The organism is Pseudomonas sp. FFUP_PS_473 (assembly GCF_002858665.1).
In the GTDB taxonomy this organism is placed as follows: Bacteria; Pseudomonadota; Gammaproteobacteria; order Pseudomonadales; family Pseudomonadaceae; genus Aquipseudomonas; species Aquipseudomonas defluvii.
Genome location: NZ_PJQQ01000005.1, coordinates 148,275 through 171,469, shown reverse-complemented (window position 1 = coordinate 171,469; position 23,195 = coordinate 148,275). Strand labels below are relative to the sequence as shown.

The 23,195-nt window shown below is 59.8% G+C and carries 22 protein-coding genes and 2 pseudogenes; 6 read left to right on the top strand and 18 right to left on the bottom strand.

All coding sequences use genetic code 11. The features are described 5' to 3' along the window. Positions 1-11 precede the first annotated feature (11 nt). Both CYD26_RS05285 and CYD26_RS05280 read right to left on the bottom strand, forming a co-directional pair. Complete coding sequence (locus tag CYD26_RS05285) at positions 12-1,235, bottom strand: NAD(P)/FAD-dependent oxidoreductase (protein WP_102051974.1); 1,224 nt, start codon at positions 1,233-1,235, stop codon at positions 12-14. Between the two features lie 67 nt (positions 1,236-1,302). Next, on the bottom strand, positions 1,303-2,082 hold the full coding sequence (locus CYD26_RS05280) for an alpha/beta fold hydrolase (protein WP_102051973.1): 780 nt from the start codon (positions 2,080-2,082) through the stop codon (positions 1,303-1,305). A gap of 244 nt (positions 2,083-2,326) precedes the next feature. On the opposite strand from CYD26_RS05280, the gene CYD26_RS05275 reads away from it, so the two are divergent. Together CYD26_RS05275 and CYD26_RS05270 are read left to right on the top strand one after the other, a co-directional pair. Next, entirely contained in the window at positions 2,327-3,457 is a 1,131-nt protein-coding gene (locus CYD26_RS05275) for an FAD-dependent oxidoreductase (RefSeq protein WP_102051972.1), read from the top strand. 16 nt (positions 3,458-3,473) lie between these two features. Further along, a complete protein-coding gene (locus tag CYD26_RS05270; RefSeq protein WP_102052011.1) occupies positions 3,474-4,277 on the top strand; it encodes an SDR family oxidoreductase in 804 nt (267 codons plus the stop codon). A gap of 6 nt (positions 4,278-4,283) precedes the next feature. Here CYD26_RS05270 and CYD26_RS05265 read toward each other — a convergent pair whose 3' ends face one another. Beyond that, positions 4,284-5,192, bottom strand: coding sequence for a LysR family transcriptional regulator (locus CYD26_RS05265; RefSeq protein ID WP_102051971.1), 909 nt, complete (start codon positions 5,190-5,192; stop codon positions 4,284-4,286). Positions 5,193-5,941: 749 nt separating this feature from the next. Next, positions 5,942-6,901 (bottom strand): DMT family transporter, encoded by a 960-nt coding sequence (locus CYD26_RS05250; protein ID WP_102051969.1) that lies wholly within the window; start codon positions 6,899-6,901, stop codon positions 5,942-5,944. Positions 6,902-7,005: 104 nt separating this feature from the next. Between CYD26_RS05250 and CYD26_RS05245 the strand changes: the two genes are divergently transcribed. Beyond that, positions 7,006-7,890: a LysR substrate-binding domain-containing protein gene (locus CYD26_RS05245; RefSeq protein WP_102051968.1), complete on the top strand. Its 885-nt coding sequence runs from the start codon at positions 7,006-7,008 to the stop codon at positions 7,888-7,890. Positions 7,891-8,029: 139 nt separating this feature from the next. On the opposite strand, the gene CYD26_RS05240 is transcribed toward CYD26_RS05245, so the two are convergent. Together CYD26_RS05240 and CYD26_RS05235 are read right to left on the bottom strand one after the other, a co-directional pair. Then, positions 8,030-9,712 (bottom strand): SulP family inorganic anion transporter, encoded by a 1,683-nt coding sequence (locus CYD26_RS05240; RefSeq protein WP_102051967.1) that lies wholly within the window; start codon positions 9,710-9,712, stop codon positions 8,030-8,032. Positions 9,713-10,052: 340 nt separating this feature from the next. Further along, positions 10,053-10,439 carry a hypothetical protein gene (locus CYD26_RS05235; RefSeq protein ID WP_245704329.1) on the bottom strand — a complete coding sequence of 129 codons (387 nt, stop codon included), beginning with the start codon at positions 10,437-10,439 and terminating at the stop codon, positions 10,053-10,055. 183 nt (positions 10,440-10,622) lie between these two features. Here CYD26_RS05235 and CYD26_RS05230 point away from each other — a divergent pair, with 183 nt between their 5' ends. Next, entirely contained in the window at positions 10,623-11,129 is a 507-nt protein-coding gene (locus tag CYD26_RS05230) for a DUF1993 family protein (RefSeq protein WP_102051966.1), read from the top strand. A 103-nt stretch (positions 11,130-11,232) separates the two neighbouring features. Here the strand turns inward: CYD26_RS05230 and CYD26_RS05225 are convergent, their stop codons facing one another. The 3 genes and pseudogenes from CYD26_RS05225 to CYD26_RS25820 form a co-directional block, all read right to left on the bottom strand. Continuing rightward, on the bottom strand, positions 11,233-12,003 hold the full coding sequence (locus CYD26_RS05225) for an EAL domain-containing protein (protein WP_102051965.1): 771 nt from the start codon (positions 12,001-12,003) through the stop codon (positions 11,233-11,235). Between the two features lie 247 nt (positions 12,004-12,250). Next, positions 12,251-12,685 (bottom strand): annotated as a pseudogene (locus CYD26_RS25825) (methyl-accepting chemotaxis protein); the annotation flags it as partial. Between the two features lie 108 nt (positions 12,686-12,793). Then, positions 12,794-13,510 (bottom strand): annotated as a pseudogene (locus CYD26_RS25820) (PAS domain-containing protein); the annotation flags it as partial. 300 nt (positions 13,511-13,810) lie between these two features. On the opposite strand from CYD26_RS25820, the gene CYD26_RS05215 reads away from it, so the two are divergent. Then, positions 13,811-15,349 carry a cryptochrome/photolyase family protein gene (locus CYD26_RS05215; protein WP_102051963.1) on the top strand — a complete coding sequence of 513 codons (1,539 nt, stop codon included), beginning with the start codon at positions 13,811-13,813 and terminating at the stop codon, positions 15,347-15,349. Continuing rightward, a complete protein-coding gene (locus CYD26_RS05210; RefSeq protein WP_102051962.1) occupies positions 15,346-15,492 on the top strand; it encodes a DUF2256 domain-containing protein in 147 nt (48 codons plus the stop codon). Before CYD26_RS05215 ends, CYD26_RS05210 begins: the two co-directional genes overlap by 4 nt. Positions 15,493-15,542: 50 nt before the next feature. Here CYD26_RS05210 and folE read toward each other — a convergent pair whose 3' ends face one another. The 9 genes from folE to CYD26_RS05165 form a co-directional block, all read right to left on the bottom strand. After that, a complete protein-coding gene (gene folE, locus CYD26_RS05205; protein ID WP_102051961.1) occupies positions 15,543-16,103 on the bottom strand; it encodes a GTP cyclohydrolase I FolE in 561 nt (186 codons plus the stop codon). After that, positions 16,100-16,579, bottom strand: a complete 480-nt coding sequence (locus CYD26_RS05200; protein WP_102051960.1) for a thiol-disulfide oxidoreductase DCC family protein — start codon at positions 16,577-16,579, stop codon at positions 16,100-16,102. Before CYD26_RS05200 ends, folE begins: the two co-directional genes overlap by 4 nt. 147 nt (positions 16,580-16,726) lie before the next feature. Continuing rightward, positions 16,727-17,110, bottom strand: coding sequence for a VOC family protein (locus CYD26_RS05195; protein WP_065759657.1), 384 nt, complete (start codon positions 17,108-17,110; stop codon positions 16,727-16,729). 180 nt (positions 17,111-17,290) lie between these two features. After that, positions 17,291-18,418, bottom strand: coding sequence for an FAD-binding oxidoreductase (locus CYD26_RS05190; protein ID WP_102051959.1), 1,128 nt, complete (start codon positions 18,416-18,418; stop codon positions 17,291-17,293). Position 18,419: 1 nt separating this feature from the next. Then, on the bottom strand, positions 18,420-19,493 hold the full coding sequence (locus CYD26_RS05185) for an aromatic ring-hydroxylating dioxygenase subunit alpha (RefSeq protein ID WP_102051958.1): 1,074 nt from the start codon (positions 19,491-19,493) through the stop codon (positions 18,420-18,422). Between the two features lie 203 nt (positions 19,494-19,696). Continuing rightward, positions 19,697-20,818: a DUF2817 domain-containing protein gene (locus CYD26_RS05180; RefSeq protein WP_102051957.1), complete on the bottom strand. Its 1,122-nt coding sequence runs from the start codon at positions 20,816-20,818 to the stop codon at positions 19,697-19,699. A 73-nt stretch (positions 20,819-20,891) separates the two neighbouring features. Further along, the gene (locus CYD26_RS05175) at positions 20,892-21,659 is read right to left on the bottom strand and encodes an ABC transporter ATP-binding protein (RefSeq protein ID WP_102051956.1); all 768 of its coding nucleotides are present in this window, start codon (positions 21,657-21,659) and stop codon (positions 20,892-20,894) included. A 30-nt stretch (positions 21,660-21,689) separates the two neighbouring features. Then, positions 21,690-22,403 carry an ABC transporter permease gene (locus CYD26_RS05170; RefSeq protein ID WP_065759652.1) on the bottom strand — a complete coding sequence of 238 codons (714 nt, stop codon included), beginning with the start codon at positions 22,401-22,403 and terminating at the stop codon, positions 21,690-21,692. Continuing rightward, positions 22,400-23,089, bottom strand: a complete 690-nt coding sequence (locus CYD26_RS05165) for an ABC transporter permease (protein WP_065759651.1) — start codon at positions 23,087-23,089, stop codon at positions 22,400-22,402. Before CYD26_RS05165 ends, CYD26_RS05170 begins: the two co-directional genes overlap by 4 nt. Positions 23,090-23,195: the final 106 nt, after the last annotated feature.

Genomic DNA, 23,195 nt, shown 5'->3' with positions numbered 1-23,195 from the left:
AGGCATACCATTCAGAGCAGGCTTTTGAGCTCGAAGACGGTATTGGCCGCTTGGCTGGTATCCGGAGAAATGCCTGCAGCCAGCAACTTGCGGGCAAGAATGTGCTCCATCGGCTGGTTGACCGAGTCCACCGCAATCAATTGCTGATCGCGGTAATGGAACACCGAGAAACGGCCCTGCGACGGGTCGCCACGGGTCACGCAGTGGGTGCGGCCATAGGCCAGGCCGACCATCTGCAGTTTGATCTCGCCCTGGTCGCTCCAGAACCACGGTACAGCGTCGTAGTGTGCCTGTTCGCCGCAGATCAGCCGGGCCACCAGGCGCGCCTGGTCATTGGCGTTCTGGATCGACTCCAGGCGCAGGCGGGTGTTGCCAGCGTAGCGGCTCTCGAAGTTCACGCAGTCGCCGATGGCGTAGACCTGGGGCACCGACGTGCGCATCTGGGGGTCCACCAGGATACCGTTGGTGCAGGCGATACCGGCGGCTTCGGCCAGTTCGCTGTTAGGCAGGGCACCGGCACCGACCAACACCAGGTCGGCCGGGTGGCGGCCAGTGGCACTGAGCACCGCAGACACGCGGCCGTTGTCGCCTTCGAACGCTTGCACGCTGCTGCCCAGTTCCAGGCCAATACCTTGGGCGCGGAAGCGCTCGGCAACGTGCGCCGAAACCGACGGCGATACTGAGCGTTCCATCAGCCGCGCCGCGCCTTCCAGCACGGTTACCTGCAAGCCCCGCTTGCGCGCGGTGGCAGCCACTTCCAGGCCGATAAAACCACCGCCGACGATGACCACCGCCTGGCTGTGCGCCAGGCGCTCGCGCAAGGCCCGCGCCTGAGCCTGGGTACGCAGCACCAGGATGTTGTCCAGTTCGCTGCCAGGCAGGGTAAGGGTGCGGGCCCGTGCGCCGGTGGCCAGGACCAGGTGGTCGTAAGGCAACAGGCTGCCGTCGGCCAGTTGAACGCTGCGGCTTTGCGGGTGCACGGCGCTGACTCGGGTGTTCAGGCGCAGGTCGATGCGTTTGTCCTGGTAGAAGGCTTGCGGTTCCAGCAGCAGTCGGGCGTCCGCGTCGCCGGAGTCGTTGACGATGAAACCCTTGGACAGCGGTGGGCGATGGTAGGGCAGGTCGCCTTCTTCGCTGAGCAGGGTGATGTTGCCGTCGAATCCAAGGTTACGCAGGGCTGCGCAGAGGCTGACGCCGCCGTGGCCGGCGCCGACGATAACGACATTGTTTGTCATATTGTTGTCTCTGTCGTTTGGATAAAGGTGGCCCGCGATCGCCGCGGGCACTGGATGAGCGTGGCTGTCAGGGGCGCAGGAAGTCGTTGAGCAGTCGCTCGACCTCGGCCGGTGCTTCGTAGTTGCAGATATGACCGGCGCCCGCGATCACCCGCAGCGTGGCGGCGGGGCACTGGGCGGCCATGGCTTGCATGTCCGGTACCGGACCGCCGCCGTGGTCGTGTTCGCCCGCCACCAGCAAGGTGGGCACGCGCAACTGTGCGAAGCGCTCGCTGAAGTCCATCTCGATGAAGGCCCGCACATAGGCCTGATAGCCCTGCAGCGAAGTGCCTTTCATCATGCGCCGCAGCAGGCTGTCCACCTGTGGGTGGCCGGCACGAAAGTCAGGGCTGAGCCAGCGATCGACGGTGATGTCCGCCAGGGCCTCGATGCCGTCGCGCTCGGCGGCTTCACTGCGTGCTCGCCAGAACTGGCGACGGTCGTCTGGCTGGCGCGGGCGACAGCAGAAGGCGACGATGCGGCTGACCCGCTCTTCATGTTCTAGACCCAGTGCCAGTGCCAGCGAGCCGCCGAAGCCCAGCCCCACCAGAGCCGAACGCTCAATGCCTAGTTGGTCCCAGAGTTGCACCACGCCCTTGGCGATGGTGGCGAATGAGCAGTCCTCTGGCGGTTGCGGGCTGGCGCCGTGGCCCCAGGGGTCGAAGCGCAACACTCGGTAATGTGTCGCCAGGCCTTCTGCCTGTTCGGCCCAGAATCCGACGTCATTGCCGATGCCCGGAATGAAAGTAACGCAGGGCGCATCGGCTGGCCCGGTGAGTACATGGTGGAACGGCGGTAATGTGGTCATGGCTGACTCCTTTTTCTGGGGGCAGGGTAAAAAGCCGCGCTTCGCACAGGTAGCGGAGAAAAGCGATGGCAGCTATCCGGCCGGTGCATGGCTGGCAATAGAAAACTGAGTTGCGTTTTTTGCTGCGGTAGATTGGCGCGGCAGGCCCTATGATCGGCCTCGGCCCAAGGCTGCCGAGACGCAGCGACCGGATAACAACAACAGACGGCCGGGACGGGTCAGGCCCGCGCCGCAGGAGCGAGACATGGCAGCACTCATTCGAACCGCGTTGGTGGTTGGCGGCGGCTTTTCCGGCATGGCGGCGGCGATCGAGCTGCGCAAGCGCGGCATTGCCGTGGACCTGGTGGAGATCGACCCGCACTGGCGTAACTATGGCGCCGGCATCAGTATCGGCGGCCCGACCTTGCGTGCGCTGAAAACCTTGGGCGTACTGGAGCGCTTTCTCGACGAAGGCTACGCCTGCGACGGCCTGGACATCTTCTCTGCCGAGGGGCGCCTGCTGACCCAGGTGGCCACGCCACGGGTGGCGGGCGAGGCGGTGCCCGGCAGTGGCGCGGTGATGCGCCCGGTGCTGGCACAGATCCTTGCCGATGCCACCCGTGCTAGCGGTACCGAGGTGCGCCTGGGCTGCACCATCACCGCCCTGGAGCAGGACGCCGAAGGTGTCAGCGTCGCCTTCACCGACGGCAGCCAGAGCCGCTACGACCTGCTGGTGGGGGCCGACGGCCTGTATTCGAGCCTGCGTCAGCAACTGATGCCCGAGGCGCCCAAGCCCCATTACAGCGGCCAGGGCGTGTGGCGCGCGGTGCTGCCGTTAGACCCGGCTGTGACCCACACCCAGCTATGGGTCGATGACCATATCAAGGTCGGCCTCAACCCGGTGTCGCGAGAGCAGATGTACCTGTTCGTCAACGAAGACCGGCCGGTCAACGATTTCGTTCCGCCGGAGCAGTTTCTCCAACGCCTGCGGGCCTTGCTTGAACCCTTCTCGGCCGCACAGGTACGCGCGGCGGCGGCGATGCTCGACGAGCAGTCGCTGGTGGTGTTCCGTCCACTCGAGGGGCTGCTAGTGGAGCAACCCTGGTACCGCGGCCGCTGCGTGCTGATTGGCGATACCGTGCATGCCACCACCCCACACCTGGCCTCTGGTGCCTGCATCGGCATCGAGGATGCGCTGGTGCTGGCCGAGGAACTGGAGCGCGGATCCAGCGTAGCGTCGGCCCTGTCGGCATTTCAGCAACGGCGCTGGCCGCGCTGCCGGATGGTGGTGGAGAACTCGCGGCGTCTGGGCGAGATAGAAATTCTGGGCGGCGACAAGGCTGAGCATCTGCATATCATGCATGCTTCGTTTGCGGCGCTGGCCGAGGCGATCTGAGGAGAAAGTGATGGGAATGCTGGACAATCATGTGGTGCTGGTAACCGGCGGCGGCTCCGGCCTGGGCTTGGGTATCGCCAGATACTGCCTGGCACAAGGCGCGCAACTGGCGATCTTCGAGGTGGTACCCGACAAGGTCGCGCAATTGCGTGAAGAATTCGATGACCAGGTACTGGTCGTGCAAGGCGATGTGACCCGTCTGGACGACCTGCGTGCCTGCCGTGACGCCATTGTCGAACGCTTCGGGCGGCTTGACGCGCTGATCGGTGCCCAGGGCATCTTCGATGGCAACCTGCCGCTGGCGCAGATGCCCGAGGAGCGCCTGGACGCCTTGTTCAACGAGGTCATGGCGGTCAACGTGAAAGGCTACCTGCTCTCGGCGCGGGTGTTCCTCGAGTTGCTGCAGGCCAGCCTGGGAGCGTTGGTGCTTACCACCTCCACCGCGGCCTATGCCGCCGACGGTGGTGGCGCCGTGTACAGTGCCAGCAAGGGCGCCATCCGCAGCCTGGTCAACCAGTTGGCGTTCGAGTTCGCGCCGCAGGTGAGGGTCAATGCCGTGGCGCCGGCGGGCATCGCCAACAGCCAGCTCGGTGGGCCGCGCGCGTTGGGGCTGGAGGAGCAGAAACAGTCGGACATCCCCAAGGACGCGTTCCTGTCGATGTTCCGCTCGCTGAGCTTGCTCAGCGAACTACCCACACCGGAAGATCACGGTCCGCTCTACGCCTTCCTGGCCTCGCGCGCCAACCGCATCATGACCGGGCAGACCGTGGTCGCCGACCAGGGCCTGCTCAACCGGGCGGTGCTGACCCGCCCGAACTGACTCGGCTCAGCTGCGGTTCTTCAGCAGCAGCGGCGCTTCCTGGGCCAGCAGCTTCTGCACCGTGCGCGTCGCCAGGGTGTTGGGGCGACGCAGCGAGCTGGCCAGTACTACGCTGCGCAGCAGTTCCGGCTTGACGATCCGCGCCACCGAGAAGCGCGGGTCGTTGACGTGTTCGAACAATCCCGAGGTGATGGCGTAGCCACCACCGGCGGCGACGATCTCCCATTGCAGCCGAATCGAGTCGGCTTCAACCGCGCAGTCGAAGTTGATGCCATGGGACTTGGACAGTTTCTCCAGACGCATGCGCAACGGGTGTGGCCGCGACGGCAGCACCAGGGGCAGGCCCTGCAACGCGCTGAGTTCCACCGTCGCGTGGGCCACTGCCGGGTCGCCGGCACGGCCTACCAGCATGAGCTTGGGCTGCACCAGCACGGTCTCGTCGGAATTGCTCATGTCGGCTTCGCGCAACAGTAGCGCCATGTCGATGCGCCCCTCGTTGATCAACTCTTCCAAGTGCGCGCTGCTGCCATCGCAGATCTGCAGCCTGATCCGTGGGTAGCGATCACGCAGGACGCGGAACAGCGGTCCAACTATGGGCTCCACGGAGGAGGGCAGCAGGCCGATGCGCACTTCGCCGATGGGCACCCCGCCGGAGGTGCGTATCTCGTCTGAGATTTCCTCCGAGCTGTCCGCCAACGCCTCGATCCTCGGCAGGATCTGCCTGCCGAACTCAGTGAGGGTCACGCCCCGGCCGGTGCGGTTGAACAGGCGAACGCCGCAGTCGCGTTCCAGTTGCGAGATATGCCGGCTGATCATCGATTGCGGCACGTCCAGGGCCACGGCGGCGTGGGTAAGGCTGCCCAGCTTGGCGACCTTGATGAAATGGTGCCACTTGGGGTCCAGGATAGGCTGCATCACTTTCCTCATTCTTATTTTTGGTCGCGTGATCAACGCGTGTGGCCATGTGGAGGGCTTAGAGGTCTAGCTTACGCGGGACGGTGCAGGGGTGCACGAGGTCCGGGCTTGGTGTGGCGGGCTGGTGTTGGGGTGAAAAAATGGGTGCGGGGATGTGCTTGAGTTAGGAATAAATAGAGTTATTTCAATAATTTAGTGATCGGGTTGTTAGGCTGGGCAGGTGGCTGACGGCAGCTCGCATGCGGAAAACGGATATCTGATATATGGGGTGCTGGCCGGGAGTTGCTGCACCCCTGGATCGGTGCCCCACATGCAGGTCCAGTTCAGCCAGGCGCCTATCAGGGGAGTCGGCCTTCAGGAAGCGCTCGGGGCCGAGCCGTGAGGCATTGAGTGCGGCACCGATGACACCCTGTGTCTTGTACTGTGCGAGCGCATCCGCAGAAATCGAATCCAAACGATGCGCAAAAACGCTCTTCGAACTTACACAAGCCCAACGAATGACAGGATAACCAGGACGATCACGACGGCCCCGACGATATAGACAATGTTGTTCATGAACGCCACCTCTTGATCTGAGCAGAATTGCAACACACACGGTGTCTTGTTTAGACGATACGGCACCTCTGCCCGCAATTCCGTTCGGCAACGCACATAGCGCCGCTCCCAAGACGTAACCTGCGCGTAGAAAAGCAAGTTGGCGAGTTGGACAGGTGCGCGAGTTTCTGCCTTTCCGGTGTCGCCTCCAGAGCTCATGCTGCCTCGTCCGCCATAGCTGCTTGTGGTGCGGCCTTGGGTTTACCCGGCTTCAACCGTGACACGCCAAACAGCACCAGTGCCAGGCCGGCGATTTGGTAGGTCGAGATCGTTTCGTTGAGCAAGGCCCAGGAAGCCAGCATCGTCAGCACCGGCCCCAGGTTACCCACGGCTGCGGTCTGTGTGGCGCCCATGCGCTGGATTGCCAGCGCCGCCCAGTAGATCGGCAGCACGGTGGAAAACACCGCCATCAACCCCGCGTTGATCCAAACCGCCTTAGGTAAATCGAGCAGTTGTGAGGTGTCCGCCACCATCAGGTAATGGGCCAAGACCATGATCGACGACGCAGCACCTGCCAAGCCTGCCAGGCGCATGGAGCTCATGTGTTTGAGCATCATGCCGGTGCCAGAGTAGTACAGGGCATAGACCACGGCGCTGGCAAATACCCACAGTGAGCCGAGGATCACCTGGCTGCCCAGGCCCGAAACGCTCAGGTCGTGGACGAAGGCGACGCCCAGGCCGGCGTAGCAGATGCCCATGGCCGCCAAGGTGCGCAGTGTTGGCTTTTCGCGCAGGGCGATCGCCTGAAAGATCAGCACCAGCGTGGGGTAGATGAACAGGATCAGTCGCTCGAGCCCGGCGCTGATGTACTGCAGGCCGTAGAAGTCGAAAAGGCTCGCCAGGTAGTAACCGAACAACCCCAGCAGTAGCACGCGCACGACGCTGCCCAAGGTTAACGGCGCGCTGGCTTGCTGGCGGCTTAACCACACCAGCCAGATGAACAGGGGCAACGACAGCCCCATGCGCAAGGCGAGGAGGGTGATCGCATCCACATGGCTGGCCGCGTAGGAGAGCTTGACGAAGATTGCCTTGAAGCTGAACCCCAAGGCCGCCAGCACCGCGAACACGCTGCCGTTCTGGAGATAACGCTGGAAATGTGCGTGCAAAGGTTTCATAGGAAGTACGCGATAGGATGTGCAAGGCGTTATTCTGAACAGAATGGTCGTTCACTAGATATCGCTTTTTAGTGAAGGTGCCTTTCTGAAATGGAGAAACCCTCATGCACTTCGATCTTCAGGACCTGCGCCTGCTTGCTGCCGTCGCCGCCACGGGGAGCCTGAGCAAGGCCGCAGCGACCTTTCCGGTGGCCGTGTCTGCCGCCAGCACCAGGTTGCGTTTGTTTGAGGAGCGCTGCGGCCTGACCCTGTTCACCCGCAAGTCTGACGGTATGCAGCTTACCCCTGGCGGTCACTTGGTCCTGGAGGCTGCTCGCAGTGTGCTCGGAGAGGCTCAGAAGCTGCAGGACACGCTAAAAGATCTGGCCGGGGAACGACGTATTACCCTGCATTTGGCGGTCTCCACCGTGACCAACAACACCTTGCTGCCAGCAGTGCTTGGGCCGTTTCTTTCCAACTACCCAGAAGTTGATCTGCAATTGGTGGAACATAGGAGCGTTGATGTCCTGAGGGTGGTTCGGGCCGGTGAGTGCGAGATTGGCGTATATGACGGCAGCCTCATCAATGAGGGGGTTGTGTCCTTGCCGTTCAGCACCGAACGCTTGGTACTGTTGGTGCCGGCGGATCATCCTTTGGCTGCGCGTGAGCAGTTGCACTTGCGCGATGCACTTGGTTACGCGTTCGTCTGCCTTCCTGCAGAGCGGGCGATGCAGCGCTTCATTGAAGAACTGGCCCTGAACCTTGGCATGCCGCTCAAGATTCGAGTGCGCGCACCCAGTTTCGAGGCGATCGCGCAGCTCGTAGCCCAGCGTGCCGGCATTGCCATGCTGCCCGAAACCGCAGCCCATCGTGCCGCGCAGGAGCTGTCCGTCCGCTGGGTGCCGCTGGAAGAACGGTGGGCGACGTTGGAAATGCGACTGTGCTTTCGCGGGTGGGATACGTTGAGTTCCCATGGGCGGCAGTTGGTGAGTTATTTGTCGGGGCAGTGAGGGTTGCACCAAGCCAAGTCACGCCACGCCAGGCCAGGCCAGGCCAGGACAAGCGTGAACAGTGAAGGAGCCGCAATTGCGGCTCTTTTTCATTGCGTCACCTTAACGCCTCACCGAACTGGGGGGCGACGTGTCAATCTCAAGTGATGCCACCTGCCGACGCGCCTTCCTGAGCTTGATACTTTTCTATTGCCGCATTGGCATTGAACAGCATGCGTTCAGAACCCAGTTTTTCATCGAATTTGGCACGTCGCACCATATCCAGTACCCCGGGGTTCAAGCCTGCGAGCCAGAGGCTGGCGCCCAGTTCGGTCAGGTTTTTCTCGCCTTCTATAAGGGCCTGCAGTGCCGAGTATTCGATATCGGGCACCGCGCTCATGTCCCAGACAATCACGTGTGGTTGGTACTGCGCTTCCAGTGCGATGATTTGTTCTTTCACGTAGTCGGCATTTAGGAAAAACAGGCGGCCTTCTGGTCGTACGATCAATAGCCCCTTGAACGTCTCGTCATCGGGGTGTTCTTCTGAAAGAGGACGCAGTACGTCGGTGCCGGGCTTGCGGCCAAGGACGTAGAGGTGCGGGCGTGCGGTCTGGTAGGCCAGGCTGACCAACGATACGACGATGGCTACGGTAATCCCTTGCAGTGTGCCGAACAGCAGTACACCGAGCGTGGCAACGAGCGCCCAGTGGAACTCCATGGGCCGTACTTTGCGGATTGCCAGGAACTCCTGCGGCTGGATCAGCCCCACGGAGTAGTAGATGACGATGGCAGCAAGGGTAGCGTGTGGGAGGAACCCGAGTAGCCCCGAGAGCAGCAGCATGGTAGCCAGTGCGGTTGCGGCCGTGACGATGGAAACTTTTTGAGATTGCCCACCTGTGGCGCGTACAACCGCCGTTTGAGACGTGCCGCCACCGGCCGGCATTGCGCCAAACAGTGCGCCGCCAAGGTTACCGAGCCCGGTGGCAACGAGCTCACGGTTGGCGTTGATGGGTGGGTCGCCGGGCCGCACAAAGGCACGACCTGCGGCAATCGTCTCGGTAAAGCTCATCAGGGCGATCCCGAGTGCACCAGGCACCATCTGCTCGACCAGGGTCAGGTCGGGCAGGGTCAGTGAGGGTAACCCTTGTGGAATCATGCCGACCGTCGAGGCACCAAGTGCTTGCAGGCCGAAGTACCAGGAAGCGGCAATACTGCCGCCGACCACCACCAGCGGGGCAGGCGAATGCGTCCATAGACGCTCCATCAGGATGAGTATCAGGAATGCTGCTGCCGTCACTGCAAGGGTGATCAACGAGCTTTCTGGCAGGTGATGGACGATGTTGAGGATGTCGACAAAAAAACCGTGTTTGGTGATGTGGATACCCAGCAGTTTTGGTACCTGGTCCAGCACGATCACCAGGCCGACCCCGGCTTTGAAGCCGCTTAACACCGGGGTGGAAATGAAGTTCGCGAGAAACCCCAGGCGTATCAGGCGTGCCACGAGCAGCATCACACCAACCAGTGCGGTTAGCGTTGCCGTTGCCGTGATCAACTTTCCGGGGTCGCCATCGGGGACGGCCAAACTGATCTGTGCTCCGGCCAGGATCGCCAGTGTGGCTGAGGTACTGACGCTGAGTACGCGTGATGTGCCCAGAAATGCGTAGATCAGCATCGGCACGAATGCGGTATACAGGCCGACAGCAACAGGCAAGCCTGCAACAGTGGCGTAGGCCATGGCTTTGGGCAGCACAACCGCTGCTGCAGTGAGGCCCGATACGATATCCAGGCGAAGTGACGCGGTGTTGGAGTGAGCGGTTTTCTCAGCCTTCAGGTGCGTTTTCACACTGCCTCTCCTAGTCGGTTCAGCCGCTTGGAACGCCGAATGACTCCCTTTCCCGTGACGTTTGAGCGAATGCTTAGCGTTCAGCAGTCGTACTGAGGCCTGACGTAAGCCAAGCCTGTTGGTAAGGCAGGTTCTTTGTCTGAATCAATGATAGATGGGAAAAAGCGAATGATCTTGCAGTGTGGGCCAGCGAGCCGCTGCAAAAACAGCCAAGCGCCTCGCGAATGAAGATGAAACCGAGACGACTTGGTTGCCCCTGACAAGTCGTCCCTGGTCTCGAGCAGGCCATGGCACCCTCAACGGCGCCACAAGCCACTGTCGAACGATACAACACCTGGTCTTAGATTCTGGAGCAGGCTTGTGCGGCATCGAGCAACCGCCCTCTGTCATACCATGCGTCTCTCTGGTAGGCAGCGTAGGTGCTGTGGCCGTTAGCGCTGGAAAGTACAACTAGCCCTTCTGTTGTAGTGGGGTCTGTACTGCCGAAAAACAGATCGGTTTTACCGTTATCTTCCACGGTAAACGTTGGGACGCCATTCTTGACCTCGTTTTTTACGCACGCTATGTAGGCGTTATTGTCCCTGGACGTAACGCCATCAACCGTATCGTGACCAACGCGTATATCAGGGTTGTGTGCGCATCCAGAGATAATGAGTAGGGCGCACATCCATGAAATTTTACGACCTCTGATGGGCTTTGAAAGCTTGCCAAGTATCATGCTTTTCATGATGGTAACTCCAAGCTCAAACCGCGGGGCAGCTGAAAGTATAGTCAGCCTCTGCTGCTTGCCGACGGCCCCCACACAAGTGAGCGCCTTCAGCTATCGTTAACAGAAGACGCCAAACAGGACGGCATGCTCATCAGCAAGGGTCGGACGCCTGTTAGACCACGTTCTCTCCGGAGAAAGCGTATGTCTGTCTCCATGTACCAAGCCTCTATCCCTTTATTCGTCCGCGGGCTGGATAATCTGGCAGCCATTCTGCGCAAGGCCGCCGCCCACGCTCATGCCAAGGACATCATGCCGGCGTTCTTCCTCAACGCCCGACTTGCCCCCGATATGTTTGCGCTGGTGCGCCAGGTACAGATAGTGTCCGATACTGCCAAGGGGTGTGCTGCTCGTCTGGCAGGGGTAGAGGTACCGAGTTTTGCCGACACTGAAAGCAGTTTTCCCGAATTGCAGGCGCGCATTGCCAGAACCGTCACGTTTCTGCAGAGCATTACCGCGCAGCAACTGGACGGCAGTGAGGCACGCCCGATTACCCTCAAGGTACACGACAAGGAAATCCACTTTGCCGGGCAGGACTATCTGCTGTGCTTTGCCATACCCAATTTCTATTTCCACCTGACCACTGCGTACGGCATCTTGCGCCACAATGGGGTGGACATCGGCAAGGCGGATTATCTGGGCAGCCTGTGATGACTGCCCCATTGCGGCGTATGCGCCTTGGGATGGCGGCCTGAATCAGCCGCGCGCCGAGAAAACTGCATTCGTGCAGGGTGGATCAACCCGGTGTCCAGCGTTACAACACGCTGTGGTCAGGCCAGTTCACTGTCGGCAAGGTTTCAAATTCTGGTCTTGCAAACAGGTAGCCTTGATAGAGGTTGATACCCAAGGCCAGCAGTTGTTGAAGCTCGGCAGTTGTTTCTACACCCTCTGCGATCACATTGATATTCAATGCCTCGCAGACGCCTAGAATGCCTTTGACAATCGCTTGCCGTACCGGGTCGGTGCAGATACGCCGTACAAGGCTCATGTCGAGTTTTATAATATCCGGCTGAAACTCTGCCAGTAAATTCAAGCCGGAGTAACCCGCACCAAAATCATCGATGGCGGTCTTGAAACCCTGTAGCTTGTATTCTCGAATAATGCTTTTCAGGTGTTCCTTGTCCACCAGCTCTTCATTTTCGGTAATTTCGAAAATCAAGCGCTCAGTAGGGAAACCAAAGCGCCGCGCCGCGTTAAGCGTGGCACGAATGCAGGTTTCCGCCTTGTATACGGCGTTAGGCAAGAAGTTGATGCTGACAAAACAGGGGATCTGTAACCTGGACGCAAGCTCAACCGCTTTTACCCGGCACGCCTGGTCAAAGGCATAACGGTTTTCTTCGGTGACATTGCCAAGAATGGTGGCTGCGCCACTGCCATCGGTACCGCGTACCAAGGCCTCATAAGCAAAAACACTGTTGTCGCGAAGATCGATAATCGGCTGGAATGCCATGCTGAAGTCGAAATTCAGTTTCTTGCCCTCTTTACAGGCTTGGCAAGGGAGCGTCGAAGGTGTTTCGTCAATCATTTAGGACCTGGCCTTTAGTGCTCATGGGCTTTCGCGGGCTCCTCGGATTTTTAACCCGCTAATGTACAGTGTTCATAACCACTCTAGGCACAGGTTCCTTCTTCTACCTATCGGTTGCAGACAACGATGGGGGCGTTACCGGATGTTCAGGCGATTGCGAGTCCCTCCGTGGTACTGATGTTCGCATGGTGCGCCCCCTGAAAACTGATCTGCCGCAGATCGTAACAGGCTTTTGTGGCGGTGCGGATCACTGTAGCTCATTGGCAAAACGTCCAACCGCGCCAACGACCTGCTTGGCGCCGTTTTGGATTTCCACAATCACGGCGCCGGCCTGGCTGGCCAATGCAAGCCCTTGTTCGGCCTGTTCTCGACTGCTGAACATCTCTTGAACGGCCTCGCTGGCGAGCGCCTGGTTCTGCAGTACGACACTCACGATTTCTTCCGTTGCCGCGCTTGTGCGGCCAGCGAGCTGACGGACTTCATCCGCAACCACTGCGAAGCCGCGACCCTGCTCACCTGCTCGGGCGGCTTCAATGGCTGCGTTGAGCGCCAGCAAGTTGGTCTGCGAGGCAATACCGCCAATGGTCTGCACGATGGAACTGATTAACAGTGACTGCTTGTCGAGTGCCTCAATTCGATGGGTGGCCGATTGCATCTGTCCGGCGATCTGCTGCATGGTTTGTACCGTTTCCTGGACAACTGCCGCACCCCGTTCTGCGCTCACATCGGTCTGTAATGAGACGTCATAGGCGACCGCTGCCGCTTCTCTCACCTCCGTTTCCCGTGCGACCTGATCGGTGACGACGCTGGCGAATTTCACCACTTTGCACAGATTGCCTTCCGTGTCGTAAACGGGGTTGTAGGTGGCCTCCAGCCAAACCTCACGACCGCGGCTGTCAATCCGTTTGAAACGGTCAGCGACGTATTCTCCGTTGTTGAGTGTTTTCCAGAACGCCGAGTACTGAGGTGATGCAGCGTCCTCTGCACTGCAGAACATGCGGTGATGTTTGCCTTTGATCTGCTCGAGCGAGTAGCCCATGGCGTTGAGGAACTGCTGGTTGGCGGTTACAACGGTGCCATCCAGTTTGAACTGGATTACCGCAGTAGAGCGGATAAGCGCATCGATGAACGACTCATTCTCTTTTATCTGCTCAATGGTCCGGCTGACTTCGCTGCCGTAGCCCTGAATGTGGGAGAGCTCGCCGTTTTCGCCGCGAATGGGAAACCAATGCAATTTCAACCAAGCAAGGCTGCCATCTGCACGCAGATAGCGGTAGTCGTCGCTGATCGGTTCGAACTTTTCCACGGCAGATCTGAACGCGTGAAAGCAGGGCAGTTTACTGACGTAAGGCGGCACAATTTCGGACAGTGGGCGGCCTCTTAGATGCTCGTCTTTGTAGCCCAGCGTTTGCGCGAAATGCGGGTTGAAATCGCAGATACGGGTTTGCGCATCAAGCCGTATCGATAGCATGCCGCGATTCATCTGCTCAATGAGTTGGCGCAGCATGTACAGCTCTGCGCTCTGGTCTTGGAGTGCTTTTTTCAGGCGGCTGTTGAACATTAATGGCTCCATGAGTGTTTACAGGCAGGCAACAGATCTGACCTGTCATCAATAGCGCTATGTAAAATTTGTACAAGAAGTTAAAATTGTACAGGTTTTCCCCGGCTGAGGCGGTGTGCAAAGCGTTATGAGCACCTGTTGGGCCTGTCAAACGTGTGATCTCGAGGCAGGAAGCATGCTGAATGGGTGGATACACCTGATAGACGCAAAAAACGCGCGCAACCATTTTTCATCGGACGCTGTGGTATGAGCGGTACTCGACGGCTGTGCCTGGTTCTGGGCGATCAATTGTCCTTCGACCTGCCTTCACTGCAAGGGCTGGATACCGAACGCGATACGGTGCTGTTTGCCGAGGTGATGGAGGAGGCCCGCCACGTGCCTCATCATCCGCAAAAAATCGTGCTGGTTTTCAGCGCCATGCGCCACTTTGCCGAGGCGCTGCGCCAACGTGGTTTCCGTGTGCAGTACGTCGCTCTGGATGATCCGGATAATACGGGCTCACTGCCGGGGGAATTGCGCCGCTGGCACGGGCTATTGCAGCCGGAAGCGCTGCACCTGACCGAGTGTGGCGACTGGCGTCTTGAGCATTCGCTCACGTGCAGTGGCCTGCCTATCCACTGGCATGTTGATAGCCGTTTCCTGTGTAGTCGCGCCGAATTCGCTTCCTGGGCCAAAGGCAAAAAGCAGGTGCGCATGGAGTTTTTCTATCGCGAGATGCGGCGCAAGAGCGGGCTGCTCATCAATGGCGATGGCAGCCCGGTCGGAGGGGCCTGGAACTTTGATGCAGACAACCGCAAGGCGCTGCCCAAGCACCAGCGGGCTCCATTGCCCGCGCGCTTTACCGTGGATGCAATGACCCGTGAGGTGATTGCGCTGGTGGCCGAGCACTTCACTGACCACTACGGTTCGCTGGAAGCCTTTGACTATCCCGTGACACATGCCGATGCGCAGGCATTGTGGGACTACTTTCTGGATTTTGGCCTGGCGGCCTTTGGCGATTATCAAGATGCCATGGCCCAGGATGAGCCGTTTCTGTTTCATGCCCGTATCAGCGCTGCGCTCAACATCGGCCTGCTGGATGTGCGTCAGGTGTGCGCGGATGTAGAGGCTGCCTACTGGTCTGGCAGGATCCCGTTGAATGCTGCCGAAGGGTTTATCCGCCAACTGATTGGTTGGCGTGAGTATGTGCGCGGTATCTACTGGCTGCAGATGCCCACTTATGCCGGCCTTGATTTTTTCGGCAACAGCAGGCCGCTGCCAGCGTTCTACTGGACGGGCGACACGCCGATGAACTGTATGCGCCAGGTCATCGGCCAGACACTGGAGCATGCCTACGCCCATCATATTCAGCGGCTGATGGTGACCGGCAACTTTGCCCTGTTAGCGGGCATCGTGCCGAGCCAGGTGTGCGACTGGTATTTGTCCGTCTATATGGACGCCTTCGACTGGGTCGAGCTGCCCAATACCCTGGGCATGGTCATGCATGCCGATGGTGGCTATCTGGGCTCGAAGCCTTACTGTGCCAGCGGACAGTACATCAAGCGCATGTCGGACTACTGCAGTGGCTGTGCGTACAACGTCAGTGAAAGTACAACGGACACTGCCTGCCCCTTCAATGCGCTCTATTGGCACTTTCTGATGCGCCACCGTGACCTGCTGCAGCGCAATCAACGCCTTGCCATGGTGTATAAAAACCTCGCACGCATGTCAGAGGACAAGCAGCAGGCGCTCTGGCAGCGTGGCGAGGCGTTACTGGCCATGCTGGATGCCGGTGAGGCGTTGTGAAAAAGAGCGAGCTTCCAGCCAAAACCTGCGTGGTCTGCGGGCTGCCGTTTGTCTGGCGTAAAAAGTGGGCGCGCTGTTGGGATGAGGTGCGCTACTGCTCAGAGCGTTGTCGGCGGCATAGGCGCAGCACGGTCGAGCGGTAGGGGCGGTGCAGGTGACGTCGGTGTAACGCCGTCTTGCACCGGTCCTGGCATCAGCTGCGCCGCCCAATCAGTTGCAGGAACTCGTGACGCGTGGTGCACGACTCGCGGAAGGCTCCCAGCATTACGGATGAGGTCATTACCGAGTTTTGCTTCTCCACACCGCGCATCATCATGCACATGTGCTTGGCTTCGATGACCACGGCCACACCCGCGGCATCGGTGACGCGCTGGATGGCGTCGGCAATTTGTTTTGTGAGGTTTTCCTGTATCTGCAGGCGACGGGCGAACATATCGACCACGCGGGCAACCTTCGACAGCCCTAACACTCGCCCGGTAGGGATGTAGGCCACATGCGCCTTGCCGATGAAGGGCAGCATGTGGTGCTCGCACAATGAGTACAGTTCGATGTCACGCACGACGACCATCTCATCGTTGTCCGACTCGAACAGGGCACCATTAACCACTTCCTCCAGGTTCAGGGTGTAGCCATTGCACAGGTACTGCATTGCTTTGGCGGCGCGTTTGGGGGTGTCCAGTAACCCTTCACGTTCAGGATTCTCGCCGACGCCGGAGAGAATTTCACGGTAGTGCTCGGCTAATGACAGGTTCATTTTGACTCCTTGCAGCCATGTGTTGTTTGAAGGGTATGCGGGTTGCCTGGCGCGGATGCCGACTTCGGCAGCGTACAGTGGTTGTCACGACAGCGACGGCTGCCATCGGGATGAGGTAACCAGGCCAAATGGGGGCGTAAGCGGCAGAACAGGCGATAGCCGATGACAAACAGTGGCCGTAGGGGGCGCCATGTCAGTGGTGCGGCCCACGCACCCAGGCCTGCCGCTCGCCAGCTCCAGAGGGTGGCGTCCAGGCCCGTAACCCATTGACCATTGGCAAAGCGCGCATGCAGGACTGATTGCATGCGCTCAAGGGTGAAACCCAGTGCAGGCGCATCGAAGTCGTCGCGGCTGATATCAACCAGTAGCAGCCGGGCGTCTGTAGCACGTCGGCGCAGGAGCTTGATTTCCCGAGCGCAGAGCGGGCAGTCACCGTCGAAGTAAAGCGTCAGGGGCCATTGCTCTATCTTGTACACGACTAATAGCCTTGTATAGGTTTTGTATAAGATAGGTCGAAAAATGCGGCGTTACAATGGCTTTGTTTTTTGCCGTCACATCAGTCGTCATGGCCCATAACGAAAAATGCCCGAAGCAGTGCTTCGGGCATTTGATACGGCTGTTGATCAAGCCGGTTTGAAGCAGTAAACGGCTAGTTTGTTGCCATCGAGATCACGGACATAGGCGGCGTAGGCATTGGGTGCCCAACTGCGTGGGCCCGGCTTGCCTTCGTCTTGACCGCCGGATGCCAGGGCGGCCGCATGGAAGGCGTCGATCGCTGCACGACTCGGTGCTTCAAAGCTGATGGTGACGCCGTTGCCGACGGTGGCTGGCTTGCCGTCGGCGGGTTTCAGGACGAAAAAGGCCGGGGAATTTTCGCCCCAGATCGAGCCATTGTCGCCCAGGTCGGCGATACGCTTGAGGCCTAGTTCACCCAGTGCCTTGTCGTAAAAGCCGCGGGCTTTGTTCAGGTCGTTCGTGCCAACGGTGACGTGTGTGAAGATGCTCATCTTTGGGTTCTCTTGGGTTTGTACAATAGGGTCAGGGGCGTGCGGGGCCAGGGGAGTGCTTCCCCAAGGGGTTGTCGCCAAGCTTGCTGGTTCGCGCTCCATCATGCACGCGTGATATCGCCGATGCACTTGAAAGCGTAGCCCACGCGATTCTCCGCCAACCACTGGTGGGTGTTGATCCTACGCGCGCAGTTCTATGGTCAGTGCACTCGTTGGGCGTGTGCAGCAGAGCAGGATGTTGCCGTTGATGGGGGCATCCAGCGGTTCTTCGAAGTACTCGACAGTACCTTCCCTGAGGTCGACCTGGCAGCTGTTGCACAGGCCTGCCCGGCAGTTGAACGAGGGCGTCAGGCCGGCCTGCTCGGCGAGGTCAAGCAGTGAGTGACAGCCCTGTTGCCAGTCCACGCGGGTGCCAGATGGCAAAAAATGCACAGTCAAGGCGTTGTCTGTCGCTGTGGGTGGGCTGCTGATGGCTGGCGTCACGGACGCTGGGGCTCGCTCCTGATCGTTCTCAAGAACCGTTGCCGGGCCGAAAAACTCATAGTGAATACGCTGGCGGTCGATTCCCAGGTCGCGCAGCAGGCGCCAGTTCGCCTGCATGAACGGTGGTGGACCGCACAGGTAGACCTCGTAGTCGTCCAATGGCAGTAGCGCTTGCAGGGTTTCCCGGTTGATCAGGCCCTGGCTGTGGTACGCCGGGTTGGCCTGATCGTCGACGCTCGGGCTGCGGTAGCAGAAATGCACATTGATCCCGGGGCGCCGATCGGCCAACTGGCGTACTTCATCATGGAACGCATGTACGGCGCCGTTCTCGCAGGCATGGATAAAGTGCACGGTGCGGGTCGAATGGCGGCTTAGCTGATGGAGCATGCTCAGCATGGGGGTCAGGCCCACACCACCGCTTAACAGCACTACGGGGCGTGTGCTTTTTTCGTCGAGGACGAACTCGCCGGCAGGCCCGGCGACCTCGAGCAGATCACCGACCTGCACCTGATCGTGCAGGTAGTTGGAGCCTTGCCCGGGTGGCAGTTGTGGTTGGTCTGCGGGTGCGGGCTCGCGCTTGACGGATATGCGCAGGTGCGACAGGTCGTTACGGTCGCCTGAGAGGCTGTAGTTGCGCAGCAGTGTGGCGCCGTTGCCCGTGGGCAGGCGAACCACCAGGAATTGACCCGGCACGAACGGCGGGCACGTGCCATGGTCCGCCGCCAGCACGAACGAGGTAATGACCGCACTTTCCTGTCTCTTTTCGATCACCCGCAAGGCCCTGAAGCCTTGCGCGCTGAGTGCCGTCTTCGGTTGAGTGCTCATCTCACGCCTCCGTCTTTTCGTGCTCGGCCTGCGCTTGGCTGCGGGCGATCAGGCCATTACGTTGTTCGTTGGCGATCAACTGCTCCAGGTTACGGCGAAAGCGCAGCGGGCCTGAGTCGGAGGCCAGGTCGATGTTGGGGCTGCGCTTGTTGGCCATGCCTTGATGGACGGCGCTGAGCACGACACGGTCTTCGGCGAAGGCGTGACGCACGTCTTCATCGAACTGGCGGGAGACGTCCTGGTTCTCGGGGTCGAAATTGCGTACCTGGAACCAGTAGTAACGGGTGTTCTCCTCGTCGATGGGGGTCATGAAGTTGTAGGAGTTCATCAGGAACACCTGCTCGTGCAGTTCGCCCTCGTCGCTGCCTGTGCCGGCCGGGGTGAATATCGCCTTGATAACGGCCTGGGCGGGGTAGTGCACTTCGTAGTGCTGTTTGCGGTCGCAGTTGCCAGTGAACTTGACGAACTTGGCGTAGAAAGGCGCCACTTCTACATCGCGCATCCAGCGCGAAACGATCACTCCGGTATCGGTTACCCGGGTTTGCAGGGGCTCTTGGGCGCACGCGGCATTGCCAAAGGACGACTGATGTACCCAGGCGACATGGGAAGGGTCGAGCAGGTTATCGGTCACGTACAGGTAGTTGCACGGCACGACCATACTGTCGCCACGGTTGAGCCCCCATGCCGGATCACCCCATTCCGGGACTTCACAGATCTTCGCTTCGTCGGCCAGTTCGGGATCGCCCATCCAGATCCAGATCAGGCCGTAGCGCATGGCAAGCGGGTAGCTGCGAACCTTGGCGCCCTGAGGGATGTGTCGGCTGCCGGGGGCACGGACACAGCTGCCGGAACAGTCGAAGGTCAGGCCGTGGTAGCCGCACTCGATGTCATCGCCCTGGCGACGCCCCATGGACAACGGCAGCTTGCGGTGGGGGCAGGCGTCTTCAAGGGCCACCGGGGTGCCGTCGGTCTTGCGGTAAAGCAGCACGGGCTCACTGAGCAGGGTGACGGGGTACAGTGCTTCGCCCAACTCGGCTTCACTGGCGGCTACATACCATGCGTTGCGCAAAAACATGGGGGTCTCTCCTTATTGTTCTGGTTTTCACCCTGTGCGGCAGGGCGAAGCTTTCGGCGAAGCCAGAATACGAGGCGCTGATAAGGTCAGAATAGATACTTAAAACTGTTTATTGATTTAGAAAAACTAAATCGTTTTTTGCAGGCGAACCAAAGCGACGCTACGTTGAGCGTCGCTTTGTACAAGGGTGTCAGGCGCTGTGTTTAGCGACGGGCGGCAGGGTGAATCTTGGGTAACGCACTCAAGGCTCGTTCCCAGATATGTTGGGTGCGCAGCCAGACGACGGCGTGCCAGTCAGGGTCCGCCGGGTAGAACTGCTCGACCAGTTCCCGTTTGATGTGTGCCGCGACCTTATCGTCCAGGTTGCCATGCAGGTGCAGCCACTGGTCGTTGCGCAACACGGTGTGAACCTGCTCGCCCGGGTAGGTGCCGCATTCAATGACGAATGGCATCAGGTGTACGTGGGGCAGGGCGTTGAGGATCGCCTGTGAGGTGTAGCCGGTAGCTGTTGCCGCTACGCCGGTGTCGCTGTGGCTGCCGGCTCCGGTCATCAACGTGTACAGCCACGGGCCATAGAGGGCCTGGGCATCGTGCAGTGCCGGGTAGGCAGACTGGGCAATGGTCATCAGCATCGGGTGCCCGTAGTCGCCGGCTCCGGTGTGCAGGTCAAAGCACATGGCAACCTCGCTGTGAGCCAGATGGGTTTGCAAGATCGTGTGCAGGGTGGTGTTCGACCACGCGGGGGACTGGCCGCCATAGAACAGGCCATCGGGATGACGGTACTGGCCGGCCTCGACAATCGACATCACGGTTGACCAGCCCTCTGCGCGAATTCGCTGGTTGAGCAGCGCATCGGCCTGCTCCCGTTGCGTACCGTGCAGTTGGGCGCAGGTGTAGATAGGGTGCAACGCTTCGTAGGCCTGGTTGTCTGGTAGTGCCTGAGAGAAGTCCAGTTGGTTTCGATTGAGGTCGATGTTGTCTTCGTTGACCCGACGCATCCAGGCGGTGCCCCAGGGGTTGATCAGGTGGATCATCAGTACCGCGACATCAGCAGGCAGGGGCGTGTTGCCGAGGGCGTTCAACCATTTTATCTGGCAGTCGGAACCATAGAACCCTTCAACGCCGTGGGTGCCGCTGAGCGCAACCAGCACCCGTTTGGCCTGGGGATCACCGAGCAGGGCAACGTCGGTGCTCAGCGGCTCGCCAAAGGGGCCGCGCAAGGGGTGGCGGTATTCGCTCAGGCGTGCGCCGGCAGCGTTGGCCGCCGCCAGAAACTGTTCACGTTGCTGGGCGAAACCGGGATGTTTAGGGAAACCTGCGAGCATGGTGGCCTCGTATCGATAGGCCGGCCCCGGGCATCCAGAGGTTACCCGGTGGCCAGCAGGGGAATGTGCCGACTTACTTCAAGCGCCCGGAGAGGAACTGCGTCAGGCGTTCGCTTTTCGGATGGTTCAATACCTCACCGGGTGGGCCTTCTTCTTCAACGCGGCCCTGGTGTAGGAACATGACATGGTTGGAGACGTTGCGGGCAAAGCCCATTTCATGGGTGACCACGACCATGGTGCGGCCTTCCTCGGCCAAGGCCTGCATCACTTTCAGGACTTCGCCGACCAGTTCCGGGTCCAGGGCTGAGGTCGGCTCGTCGAACAGCATCACCTCCGGTTCCATTGCCAGTGCCCGGGCGATGGCCACACGTTGTTGCTGCCCGCCAGAGAGGTGCGAGGGGTATTTGCTTGCCACGCTTGCATCCAGCCCGACCTTGTTCAGGTAGTGGCGTGCCCGCTGCTCGGCGTCCTTGCGCTTCACGCCGAGGACGTGGACTGGCGCTTCGATGATGTTCTCCAGCACCGTCATGTGTTGCCACAGGTTGAAATGCTGGAACACCATCGACAGTTTGGTACGGATTTTCTGCAACTGGCGAGGGTCGGCAATCTGCATGGCCCCGTTGATATCCAGCTTGGTGCGGATCTCTTCGTTGTTTACGGCAATACGTCCGCTGCACGGTTGTTCAAGGAAGTTGATGCAGCGCAGAAAGGTGCTTTTGCCTGACCCGCTCGAGCCAATGATGCTGATGACATCGCCGGCTTTGGCGCTGAGCGATACCCCTTTGAGGACTTCATGGGCGCCGTATTTTTTATGCAGTTCATCTACGTTCAGCTTGTACATGTTCGATGCTCTCTTATTACTTACGGCGGGTCAGTGAGTCTGTGGCTTCAAGAAGGCTAGCCAGCGCATTTCACAACGTCGGAACAGCCAGACCAGGGCAAACACCATCAGGGCATACAGCACGGCTGCAATGCCGAATGCCTCGAACGAGGAGTAGGTTTCCGAGTTCACGTCGCGGGCAATCTTGAGCAGGTCGGGCACAGTGGCGGTGAACGCCAGGGTGGTGGAGTGCAGCATCAGGATCACTTCATTGCTGTAGTACGGCAGTGCGCGTCGCAGTGCCGAAGGCAGAATGATCCGACGGTACAGGGTGAACGGCGACATGCCATAGGCCCGCCCGGCTTCGATCTCGCCATATGGGGTGGCACGAATGGCGCCCGCGAATATTTCCGTGGTGTAGGCGCAGGTATTGAGGGCAAAGGCCAGCAAGGTGCAGTTGATCCCTTCGCGGAAGAAGGCATCCAGCACCGGCTGCTCGCGGACCATCTGCAGGCTGTAGATACCGGAGTAGAGAATCAGCAACTGGATGTACAGCGGCGTTCCGCGAAACACATAGGTGTAGAACCAGACCGGCCCACGGATGAGTGGGTTTCTCGACACCCTTGCCACAGACAAGGGCACCGAGAGGAGGCCGCCGAGGGCAATGGCAACGACCAGCAACCACAGGGTCATGGCGACGCCCGAGAGCTGATAACCATCGAACCAGAGGTAGGCTTTCCAGTAGTCCTTCATGATTTCGGTCATAGTGCGGCTCCCTTGACGCCGATGTTGTAGCGGCGCTCCAGCCATAGCAGCAGGCCGTTCGAGACGGTGGTGATGGCAAGGTAGATCAGTGCACCGATGATGCTGAAGAAGAACAGTTGCATTGAGTTCTTGCCGGCATCCTGTGTCACTTTGACGATATCGATCAGGCCGATGATCGAGACCAGGGCGGTCGCCTTGATCAGTACCTGCCAGTTGTTGCCGATGCCCGGCAATGCAAATCGCATCATTTGTGGAAACAACACCCGGATAAAGATCTGCCGACGGCTCATGCCGTAGGCAACGGCTGCCTCCAGTTGGCCGGCAGGTACGGACTGGAATGCACCGCGAAAGGTCTCGGTAAAGTAGGCACCATAGATGAAGCCCAGGGTGATAACGCCGGCAACGAACGGGTTGATATCGATCTGCTCGACCTGCATCCATTCCGTGAAGTTGTTCAGCCAGATTTGCAGGCTGTAGAACAACAGCAACATGATGACCAGGTCAGGGACACTGCGGATCAAGGTGGTGTAGCCGGTTGCCAGGTTGCGTAACAGCCGCTGTTTGGACAGCTTTGCCGAGGCACCGGCCAGGCCGATCGTCACGGCTACCAGCATTGAGAGCAATGCCAGTTGGATGGTCGCAAAGGTACCGTCGAGAATGAGCGAACCATAGCCCTGTAAAAGCATGTTCTGTCTCTCCGTAGGCAATGGGGGGCCGTGGGCCGTCCATTGCGAGGCTTGAGTGTTCGGGGAGGGGCTGTGTATCTACAGCGCGCTCAGGCGCTGGATAGCA

Excerpts from the sequence above, each read along its gene's own strand:
- CYD26_RS05280 (WP_102051973.1), bottom strand. The coding sequence starts at position 2,082 with ATGACCACATTACCGCCGTTCCACCATGTACTCACCGGGCCAGCCGAT.
- CYD26_RS05175 (WP_102051956.1), bottom strand. The coding sequence starts at position 21,659 with ATGTACAAGCTGAACGTAGATGAACTGCATAAAAAATACGGCGCCCAT.
- CYD26_RS05180 (WP_102051957.1), bottom strand. The coding sequence starts at position 20,818 with ATGCTCGCAGGTTTCCCTAAACATCCCGGTTTCGCCCAGCAACGTGAA.
- CYD26_RS05250 (WP_102051969.1), bottom strand. The coding sequence starts at position 6,901 with ATGAAACCTTTGCACGCACATTTCCAGCGTTATCTCCAGAACGGCAGC.
- CYD26_RS05170 (WP_065759652.1), bottom strand. The coding sequence starts at position 22,403 with ATGACCGAAATCATGAAGGACTACTGGAAAGCCTACCTCTGGTTCGAT.
- CYD26_RS05275 (WP_102051972.1), top strand. The coding sequence starts at position 2,327 with ATGGCAGCACTCATTCGAACCGCGTTGGTGGTTGGCGGCGGCTTTTCC.
- CYD26_RS05225 (WP_102051965.1), bottom strand. The coding sequence starts at position 12,003 with ATGATTGACGAAACACCTTCGACGCTCCCTTGCCAAGCCTGTAAAGAG.
- CYD26_RS05195 (WP_065759657.1), bottom strand. The coding sequence starts at position 17,110 with ATGAGCATCTTCACACACGTCACCGTTGGCACGAACGACCTGAACAAA.
- CYD26_RS05235 (WP_245704329.1), bottom strand. The coding sequence starts at position 10,439 with ATGAAAAGCATGATACTTGGCAAGCTTTCAAAGCCCATCAGAGGTCGT.
- folE (WP_102051961.1), bottom strand. The coding sequence starts at position 16,103 with ATGAACCTGTCATTAGCCGAGCACTACCGTGAAATTCTCTCCGGCGTC.
- CYD26_RS05285 (WP_102051974.1), bottom strand. The coding sequence starts at position 1,235 with ATGACAAACAATGTCGTTATCGTCGGCGCCGGCCACGGCGGCGTCAGC.
- CYD26_RS05215 (WP_102051963.1), top strand. The coding sequence starts at position 13,811 with ATGAGCGGTACTCGACGGCTGTGCCTGGTTCTGGGCGATCAATTGTCC.
- CYD26_RS05245 (WP_102051968.1), top strand. The coding sequence starts at position 7,006 with ATGCACTTCGATCTTCAGGACCTGCGCCTGCTTGCTGCCGTCGCCGCC.
- CYD26_RS05165 (WP_065759651.1), bottom strand. The coding sequence starts at position 23,089 with ATGCTTTTACAGGGCTATGGTTCGCTCATTCTCGACGGTACCTTTGCG.
- CYD26_RS05265 (WP_102051971.1), bottom strand. The coding sequence starts at position 5,192 with ATGCAGCCTATCCTGGACCCCAAGTGGCACCATTTCATCAAGGTCGCC.
- CYD26_RS05190 (WP_102051959.1), bottom strand. The coding sequence starts at position 18,418 with ATGAGCACTCAACCGAAGACGGCACTCAGCGCGCAAGGCTTCAGGGCC.
- CYD26_RS05185 (WP_102051958.1), bottom strand. The coding sequence starts at position 19,493 with ATGTTTTTGCGCAACGCATGGTATGTAGCCGCCAGTGAAGCCGAGTTG.
- CYD26_RS05270 (WP_102052011.1), top strand. The coding sequence starts at position 3,474 with ATGCTGGACAATCATGTGGTGCTGGTAACCGGCGGCGGCTCCGGCCTG.
- CYD26_RS05230 (WP_102051966.1), top strand. The coding sequence starts at position 10,623 with ATGTCTGTCTCCATGTACCAAGCCTCTATCCCTTTATTCGTCCGCGGG.